9 protein-coding genes are annotated in these 8915 nt (G+C 52.5%); 6 read left to right on the forward strand and 3 right to left on the reverse strand.

What is annotated here, in order from left to right:
• Positions 1 to 373: 373 nt before the first annotated feature.
• A complete protein-coding gene (locus B4967_RS00380) occupies positions 374 to 733 on the reverse strand; it encodes a hypothetical protein (protein ID WP_083022939.1) in 360 nt (119 codons plus the stop codon).
• Positions 734 to 1242: 509 nt separating this feature from the next.
• Here B4967_RS00380 and B4967_RS00385 point away from each other — a divergent pair.
• The 6 genes from B4967_RS00385 to B4967_RS00400 are packed head-to-tail and all read left to right on the forward strand — an operon-like array spanning position 1243 to position 8381.
• Complete coding sequence (locus B4967_RS00385; RefSeq protein ID WP_083022941.1) at positions 1243 to 2265, forward strand: zinc-dependent alcohol dehydrogenase family protein; 1023 nt, start codon at positions 1243 to 1245, stop codon at positions 2263 to 2265.
• The gene (locus B4967_RS18455; RefSeq protein ID WP_243470236.1) at positions 2252 to 3427 is read left to right on the forward strand and encodes an acetate--CoA ligase family protein; all 1176 of its coding nucleotides are present in this window, start codon (positions 2252 to 2254) and stop codon (positions 3425 to 3427) included. The genes B4967_RS00385 and B4967_RS18455 overlap by 14 nt, the downstream gene beginning before the upstream one ends.
• A gap of 1 nt (position 3428) precedes the next feature.
• Positions 3429 to 4919: a bifunctional acetate--CoA ligase family protein/GNAT family N-acetyltransferase gene (locus tag B4967_RS18460; RefSeq protein WP_243470237.1), complete on the forward strand. Its 1491-nt coding sequence runs from the start codon at positions 3429 to 3431 to the stop codon at positions 4917 to 4919.
• A 45-nt stretch (positions 4920 to 4964) separates the two neighbouring features.
• Positions 4965 to 5702, forward strand: a complete 738-nt coding sequence (locus B4967_RS21470) for an HAD-IC family P-type ATPase (RefSeq protein ID WP_479694216.1) — start codon at positions 4965 to 4967, stop codon at positions 5700 to 5702.
• Positions 5678 to 7702 carry an HAD-IC family P-type ATPase gene (locus tag B4967_RS19930; RefSeq protein WP_479694217.1) on the forward strand — a complete coding sequence of 675 codons (2025 nt, stop codon included), beginning with the start codon at positions 5678 to 5680 and terminating at the stop codon, positions 7700 to 7702. Before B4967_RS21470 ends, B4967_RS19930 begins: the two co-directional genes overlap by 25 nt.
• Positions 7703 to 7718: 16 nt before the next feature.
• Complete coding sequence (locus B4967_RS00400) at positions 7719 to 8381, forward strand: DUF2238 domain-containing protein (RefSeq protein WP_083022943.1); 663 nt, start codon at positions 7719 to 7721, stop codon at positions 8379 to 8381.
• A gap of 87 nt (positions 8382 to 8468) precedes the next feature.
• Here B4967_RS00400 and B4967_RS21145 read toward each other — a convergent pair whose 3' ends face one another.
• Together B4967_RS21145 and B4967_RS18190 are read right to left on the reverse strand one after the other, a co-directional pair.
• On the reverse strand, positions 8469 to 8630 hold the full coding sequence (locus B4967_RS21145) for a helix-turn-helix domain-containing protein (RefSeq protein ID WP_422821829.1): 162 nt from the start codon (positions 8628 to 8630) through the stop codon (positions 8469 to 8471).
• Positions 8608 to 8915, reverse strand: a 308-nt coding sequence (locus tag B4967_RS18190) for a cyclic nucleotide-binding domain-containing protein (RefSeq protein ID WP_207953560.1), incomplete at its 5' end; no start/stop codon positions are given. The genes B4967_RS18190 and B4967_RS21145, both read right to left, overlap by 23 nt.

The raw sequence follows: 8915 nt of genomic DNA on the forward strand, positions 1-8915 counted from the left end.
TTCCTGGGGCCGGTCTCACGGATTCAGGATTATTTGACATCGTGACACAGAAAACGAAAGAGTGCCTTGTGCTTCGAGAGTGTCGTGAGCATTGGGGGGTAGGCTCTTCTGAGTTGAGTCTTGTGATGTGATCAAAGCGCCGCTTTGTACACATAGCTATCCATACAGTAGAGCATAGGTATGCTCATGGCAAAGCGGCAAGCCTGCCAAATCAGTACGATTGTTAAATTTTGTATGAAAAGTCGGCGAGCGCAGACAGTTTTTGTATAAAGCCTAAAATGCTATGGGAAATGTCTCTCTATAGGGTGGTATTTTTCAGGCAGGTGTGTATTGAACTCTTCACCTTTAAAATAAGGCTGTACTTAATCAGTGCTTAAAGCTCACACCAAATGCGCTCGCGTAAATCCTTGTTCAGCTTCGATACTTTATGCATGCGTTTAAAAGTGGCATGTGTCATGTCACCAGCGAGTTGATGGTAACAAGATGCCAGTGAGGCAGGGGATTGCGGTCCCTCAAAACCTAATAAGCAGTTAGCAAGCTTACTGTAGAAAGGCGCGATGGCCGATAGGAACTCAAGCTCATGACGAAATGCTTCGTTAAGTGCTTCTAGCCAAATTTTCTGTAGCTTCGCAGACGTTTGAGTAGCTTCCTCCCAGGTTTGATACCAGAAAATAGCTGGATTGGCATAACTATTTTCGCTGGGAGCTGGATTGGGAAGTTTTAGTGTTGTCATTATCCTGTTTCCTTGTGTCATGTGAAGATATGCGTTGAAGGCTCTATTCACTATGCTGATTTTTAATGCACTATTAATAAGTATGGAGGAAAATTAAAAACTTGATTTGATCGAAATCAACTTTACAGGGAAAAGGGGGTCTTTAATGAATTTATTGATCTGCAGGAAGTAGTCTGATTGGTGCTTTTATCAGATTCTATGATAATTTTTTTTATGATTGATAAGGGTGTTTGTCATGCCTTTTGCTGAGTGAAATTTTATTGCCAACATACATTTTTTTAACAAAAAGAGTGGGTTGTCAAAGGAGTTGATTGCGCTAGATCAACACTGTTGTGAGTAAGTGAATTTATTTGCTTGGTGAGCTTCTCTTGAAGAGTCTTTACGCTATAACTATTCATAGCTTCCAGTAGTCACTGTGGGTAAGGCGTTAGTTTGTACACAAAAGCAGCATACGAAAGCTAAGAAAAATGTTAACGAGAATTGGTGTTTACGTTGCTTAGGAATGTCGCATGAAGGTCATGGTGCTTGAGAAACAGGGTGGACCGTTGCAATGTCAGGAAAGGCCCATTCCTACGCCGGGGCCGGGGCAAGTACTGCTGAAAATTGAAGCGTGCGCCGTGTGTCGTACTGATCTGCATCTGCTCGATGGAGAACTGCCAGACATCCGCTATCCGGTTGTTCCTGGGCACGAAATTATTGGTCGTGTTGTTAAGTGCGGCCCTGGTGTAGCGCTAGAGAAGGGAGTACGCCTGGGCGTTCCTTGGCTAGGGTATAGCTGTGGTGAATGCCGCTACTGTTTACACGGGCAAGAGAACCTTTGTGATCAGGCGCGTTTTACCGGGTACCAGATCGATGGTGGCTTTGCGGAATATACCTTGGCGGATCATCGCTTCTGCTTTTCTATCGGTTCCCACTATAGCCCTGCGGAAGCAGCCCCACTGATGTGTGCTGGCCTGATTGGCTATCGTTCTCTGGTTATGTGTGGCGATGACCTGCAGCGTCTCGGTATTTATGGCTTTGGTGCGGCGGCACATATTGTGGCCCAGGTCGCAAAACGGCAGGGCATCGACGTGTACGCCTTTACGCGCCCAGGCGATGAGGCGGCTCAGCGGTTCGCGCAGCAGCTGGGAGCGACGTGGGCGGGTAGCTCTGAACAGGCGCCAGGCATGGCAATGGATGCCGCTATCATTTTTGCACCTGTGGGAGAGTTGGTGCCCCTTGCCCTACGGGCTGTGCGTAAAGGGGGAGTCGTTGTCTGTGGTGGTATACATATGAGTGACATCCCCTCTTTCCCGTATGCGCTGCTTTGGGGGGGGCGGCAGTTGCGCTCAGTAGCCAATCTGACTCGTCAGGATGGTAGGGCGTTTTTATCACTGGCCTCCGACGCGATGATCCAGACCAGCACAGTGTGTTACCCGCTCCACGCCGCAAATGATGCATTGAAGGACCTCAGGGAAGGCAAGCTGACCGGCGCTGCCGTGTTGGTGATGGAGCCAACCCTGGCATCGGAGATGCTAGATGTCGATTCGTAATTTAGATGCCCTGTTTTCACCCAGTACGATCGCTTTGATTGGTGCCAGTAACCGCCCCGGCTCTGTGGGGGCGGTACTAGCACGCAATCTCTTTGATGCTGGATTTGCCGGGCCAATCCTAACGGTCAATCCACGGGAGAGGGCGATCCGCTCGACCCTCAACTACCACACCGTGAGAGAGCTACCGCTGGTTCCCGACTTGGCCATTATTGCGACGCCGCCAGATACGGTGCCTGGCCTTATTCGCGAACTTGGTGAGCGTGGATGTCGAGCTGCCGTGGTCATTACTGCTGGTTTCGGCGAAGGCGATCATACCGATGGAAAAGTGCTCAAACAAGCGATGCTCGACGCGGCCAAGCCTTACTTGATGCGCATTGTTGGTCCTAACTGTCTGGGCATTTTAGCCCCCCATCGGGGGATCAACGCCAGCTTTGCACATATCATGCCCCAAAAAGGCGATGTAGCCTTTGTGACGCAGTCTGGTGCGGTGGCGACCTCTATCCTCGATTGGGCGGCAGCGCGTGGCGTCGGTTTTTCGTATGTAGTGTCTCTGGGTTCGATGAGCGATGTCGATTTCGGCGATATGCTCGACTACTTAGCCCTTGACCCCAAGACGCACTCCATCCTGCTGTATGTCGAAGCCATTACTGAGGCACGCAAATTTCTCTCGGCGGCCCGAATGGCTTCTCGTACCAAGCCTGTAGTGGTGGTTAAGGCAGGGCGCAGCGATGCGGGGGCCAAGGCTGCATTGTCGCATACCGGAGCGCTGGCAGGTGCTGATGCCGTTTACGATGCAGCGTTTCGGCGTTCTGGGATGCTGCGCGTCAAAACACTCGATGAACTCTTTCAAGCGGCAAGTACATTGGCCACGGGGATTCGTGTGAAGGGTGACCGGCTAGCCATTCTCACCAACGGTGGCGGGGTTGGTGTGCTTGCAGTCGATGAGTTGGCTGACATGCATGGCCGTCTTGCTGAGCTCTCCGACGTCACGCTAGCGCGTCTGAATCACCTTCTGCCACCTGCATGGTCCCATGCCAATCCGGTCGATATTCTTGGTGATGCGCCAGGGGTACTTTACGCCGGCGCACTCGAAACCTTGCTAAATGAGAAGGCAGCGGATGCGATTCTGGTCATGAATTGCCCGACAGCAGTGGGCCGATAGTTTGGACGCGGCCCAAGCCGTGGTCGATACCTTGGGGGCACGGCGGCCAGCCGTCCTCACTTGTTGGCTGGGTGAAGGGGCACCGGCTAAAGCTCGCCATTTGTTTGCGGCACACAACATGCCAAGTTACGAAACACCCGAGCAGGCCATTCGGGCCTTCGGTCATCTGTTCAGTTACTGGCGAAACCAGCAAGCATTAAGGGAAACGCCGCCGCCGCTTTTTAACAACCATTATATCGATAAGCGCAGTGCAGATGCTGTGATTGACCGCGTACTGGAAGATGGCCGGAATGTTCTAACGGAGCCAGAGGCGGTGGCCGTGCTATCGGCTTATGGCATTCCCACCGTCTCTGCTATCACGGTGCATACACCGGAAGAGGCGAGTGAGGCAGCAAAGCGGCTGGGCTTTCCGGTGGGACTGAAAATCCTGTCGCGAGACATTTCGCATAAGTCGGATAGTGGCGGCGTGCAATTGAATCTTGCCTCGCCTGGTGCGGTGAAGCAGGCTGCCGAAGACATGCTTGTGTCGATTCGCCCAGCAGTGCCTGAGGCGCGATTAGATGGATTTAGTGTACAGCCGATGATTCGTCGTCCTGGGGCACATGAGCTGATTTTAGGAATCGCTGAAGATAGCGTTTTCGGCCCAATCATGCTGTTTGGCCAGGGGGGAACGGCCGTTGAGCTGATAAGAGACCGTGTGATTGGCCTCCCGCCTCTCAACCCACTGTTAGCACAGGAAATGATCCAGGCGACACGTATTTCAACGTTGCTGCGTGGCTATCGTGGCCGGCCTGCGGCTGATCTTGAGGCCATTACGCTCACGCTTATCACATTGTCACAGTTGGTCATTGATTTGGAGCGCGTGGTCGCACTGGATACTAACCCGCTGCTGGCCGATGCCTCTGGGGTGCTGGCCTTAGATGCGCGTATTGTGGTCAGGGCCGAGCGTGATCAGCGGCGCCCACTGGCTATTCGTCCCTACCCACAGCAGCTTGAGCAAACGATAGAAACACGCAGTGGCCAGCGCTACAGCCTGCGTCCTATCCGTCCCGAAGATGAGAGTGCCTTGGTCGACATGCTGCGTCACTCTTCCCCTGATGATGTGAGGCTGCGCTTCTTTGCTGCCATTCGAGGGTTTGATCACGCCTTTGCTGCTCGCCTGACGCAAATCGATTACGACCGGGAAATGGCCTTTATAGCGATGCCATTAGGCAAGCAGGAAATCGTGGGCGTGGTCCGTTTGTCTGCGGTTCCCGACAAGGAAAAAGCGGAGTTTGCGATCATGGTGCGTAGTGATACGAAAGGGACCGGGCTTGGCTATCGGCTTATGCAGCAGATGATCGACTATGCCCGCGATACCGGCTTTCAGCAGGTGTTTGCCGATATCTTGCGAGAGAACCATGCCATGCGGGACATGGCTAAAGAGTTTGGTTTTATAGTTCAGCCGACCCGTGATGAAGTAGATACCGTGACGGTGGTGCTCAAGCTGTAACGGTGGTTGCTTATTCCTTTTGGGGTAGTCTGACTGGGAGACCGGATGGAGACGCCGACTGTTAAACACGCTACTGCTTCTCCATTGGTTTCAGCGCCTAGCGATGCCCATACTAAGCGAAGCGAGGACGTTCTTGCGGCGCTCAGGACCTCAACCGCCGGGCTAGCAGTGGATGACGCGAAGCAGCGGCTCGTTACTTATGGAAGTAACCGGTTGCCAGAGGTGGCCGGTCGGCATCCCTTGTTGCGTCTTTTTGCCCAGTTTCATAACGCGTTGATCTATTTTCTGTTGGCGGCAGCGCTTGCCGCTTCGCTGCTAGGGCATTTCGTTGACGCCGCGGTCATTGCGGCGGTGGTTTTGGTCAACGCCCTGGTTGGATTTATTCAGGAAGGTAAAGCCGAAAAGGCGCTGAGCGCGATCCGTAATCTCATCGCCCCCCACGCTTATCTGGTAAGAGGGGGAAGGCGAATCAAGGTGCCCGTGGAAGAGATTGTACCTGGGGATATCGTGTCACTTGAGCCAGGGGACAGGGTTCCTGCTGATCTGCGGCTTATTCGTACGAGTGCTTTGCGTATCGAAGAGGCCATTCTAACGGGCGAGTCGGTGGCGGCAGAAAAGCGGGAAACACCAGCGCCCATAGACGCTGCATTAGGTGACCGGTACTCAATGGCCTATTCCGGAACGCTGGTGGCTACCGGGCAGGCGATGGGTGTCGTTGTGGCAACGGGTAGCGCTACGGAATCGGGCGCATCAGTACTTTGCTGCGTGAAGTACAACCCCTGACCACACCGCTGCTGCGCCAGATTAACCATTTTGGGGTGCGGTTTACCTGGATCACCCTGGCGGTGGCGGTCGTACTCTTTGCCTTTGCGGTATGGGTACGTGGCTATGCTTGGCCGGACGCGCTGATAGCGGTCGTTGCTCTGGCGGTGGGGGCTATTCCTGAAGGCTTGCCAGCGGTCATCACCATTACATTGGCTATCGGCGTACAGCGCATGGCGCGTCGTCATGCAGCGATTAGGCAGCTACCGGCGGTAGAAACACTCGGCGCTACGTCGGTCATCTGTTCCGACAAGACCGGCACCCTGACGCGTAACGAGATGACAGTGCGACGGCTGGAAGTCCCTCATGGGCAGTACACGGTGACCGGCTCGGGCTATGTGCCGGAAGGGCGGCTGGAAGCTGCTTCTACCGATGACGCTGCTGCGGATAAACAGCGGCTAGAGAGTAGTTGTTTAGTGCTATCGGGAGTGCTGTGCAACGATGCCCAGTTGAACCAGGAAAATGGTGCCTGGCATGTAATGGGCGATCCCATGGAGGGAGCGCTGGTGGCGTTGGCCATTAAAGCTGGTTTGGAGCCGGAGCTAACCCGCCATGAATGGCCGCGACTTGCTGAGATCCCCTTTGATGCCAAGCATCGCTTTATGGCCACGCTTCATCGCCATGCAACAGGCGATTGTCGGATTTTTGTTAAGGGCGCCCCCGATGAACTACTGCAACGATGTGTCGCCCAGATAGATGGTGAAGGGACGGCATCGCTAGACCAAGGCGCGTGGGGCGCCAAGGTCGCGAACGCAGCCGCCCAGGGAGAGAGAGTGCTCGGCTTCGCCGTTAAAGCAGTAGCTCCAGATGCTGATAAGCTGACTTTTTCCGACCTGGATGGGCTCGTCTTCATTGGCCTGATAGGGTTTATCGACCCCCCGCGCGAAGAGGCAGTGGCCGCCATTAAAGAGTGCCACTCTGCGGGTATTGCGGTGAAAATGATTACCGGTGATCACGCTGAAACGGCCGCGGCAATTGCGCGACAGCTAGGATTTGGAGAAGATCCACACGTTCTAACAGGGCGTGAACTTGATGATATTTCAGACACTGATCTGCCCGCTATCGTGACCGAAGCCAGTGTGTTTGCTCGCACCAACCCTGAACACAAACTGCGTATCGTTCGTGCCTTGCAGTCGACAGGGGCAATCGTGGCCATGACCGGCGATGGCGTCAATGATGCACCGTCGTTGAAGCAGGCAAATGTCGGCGTTGGCATGGGACATAAAGGGACTGATGCGGCGAAGGAGGCCTCCCAGATGGTCTTGCTGGATGATAACTTCGCTTCCATTGTCGCTGCAGTGAATGAAGGGCGAGTTGTCTATGACAATATCCGCAAAGTAACCGCGTGGACACTGCCCACTAATGGCGGTGAGGTCTTGGCGGTCGTTGCCGCTATCCTGTTTAACTTCTCAATGCCGATGTCTGCGGTGCAAATTTTGTGGATCAATCTTGTCACGGCGGGCACCCTTGGCCTGGCATTAGCGTTCGAGCCAGCAGAGCCCAATGTCATGCAGCGCCGCCCTAGGCCTGCCAACCAAGGGCTGCTGACACCTTTTCTGATCTGGCGGGTAGCGCTTGTGTCGTTCCTGTTTCTGGCAGCGGTGTTGGGCGTATTTTTTTACTCACTAGGGCGTGGGGATGAGCTTGCGATGGCTCGGACATTGGTGGTCAATTTGATCGTAGTATTGGAAATTTTCTATCTATTTAACGTGCGCTATCTACACGACACCTCCTTTAGCTGGCAGGGGCTACTAGGCACCCCCGCTGTGCTGGCTGCTGTCGCTGTGGTGGTCGTTGCTCAGGCATTGTTTACCTATTGGCCTGCTATGCATGCCCTTTTCGATACGCGGCCTTTAGCGTTTTTGGATGGCGTATTAATCATCAGCATTGGCATGGTGATGATGGCTATATTGGAAGTCGAGAAAATTGTGATGCGCCGAACAGGCTGGCTAAACCAATAAACAGAGGTAGTCGAGTGTGTCTAGGATTAAGCGAGTACGTGCTCGGCTGCTAACGCTTGATCCGTTTCCTGTATGGCTGTTTGTTGGCTTTGTGCTGTTTTGGATATGGCTGGCCATAGCGCCTTATTACCGTTCAGATTGGCTGCTTGAAAATATTCTGGTATTTGCCGCAGTGCCCGTATTGGGTTGGTTGTGGTATCAGGGTGGTGTCTCACGTCTGGCATGGTTAAGTATTTTTCTATTTTTAATATTTCATGAAGTTGGTGCTCATTATACCTATTCTGAAGTGCCCTATGACCAGTGGTTGAGAACCTTGCTTGGGTTTTCTCTGGACGAACGGTTTGGCTTTGAGCGTAATCAGTACGACCGCTGGGTGCATTTCCTTTATGGACTGCTACTATTTCTACTACTGAAAGATCTTGTAAAAAGACGCCTACTGCATGAGGCCGTTTTATGGCACCTACTACCGGTGATGCTGATTTTATCCCATTCGGCGTTTTATGAGATTGCAGAGTGGATGGCGGTTGTGCTCTTCCCGGGGGAATTGGGGGAGTCATACCTAGGTGCCCAGGGAGATATTTGGGATGCACAGAAGGACATGGTGTTGGCGCTTTTAGGAGTATCCACAGCAAGTGCGCTGAGCATGATGATGCACTGTTTAATAGTTATAATAAAATAAGCTTATAATACATTGAGCAGGGTGATTATCCTCCAAAAATTATTTATATCAGTTTCATTACTAAAGTTATTGGTAGTGCTTATGAGTTCATTTTTTTCTTTCAGCAATTGCAGCTAAGGCTGTTGGGTTCAGGAGGCAGTACTCATGACCATGCGCTGATAATATGCCTTGCTGTTGAAAACGACTAACGAGTCGACTGAGCGTTTCAATTGCCATGCAGAGATAATCAGCAATTTCCTTTCGTGACATAGCCAACCTGAAACAGTGGGGGGAATACCCTAAAGGCGCTAAATTTACATGACATCATAATAAAAAAGCAGGCAAGGCGAACGTCTGATGGCTGGCTGATCATTTGCCACATACGAGAGTGTTCGAGGTATATTGCTCTACTCAAGCAGCGCAATAATTGCATATGGCTTGAGTGAGAAATGGGCAGTTCATCAATGGTTCTAAACGGAATATGGTATAAGCCTGAGGTTTCAATGGTGCTGATAGTGCCACAATAAGGCTCTTCGACGTTGGGTGTGGAATTCG

The sequence above is a fragment of the Vreelandella lionensis genome (genome assembly GCF_002087295.1).
In the GTDB taxonomy this organism is placed as follows: domain Bacteria; phylum Pseudomonadota; class Gammaproteobacteria; order Pseudomonadales; family Halomonadaceae; genus Vreelandella; species Vreelandella lionensis.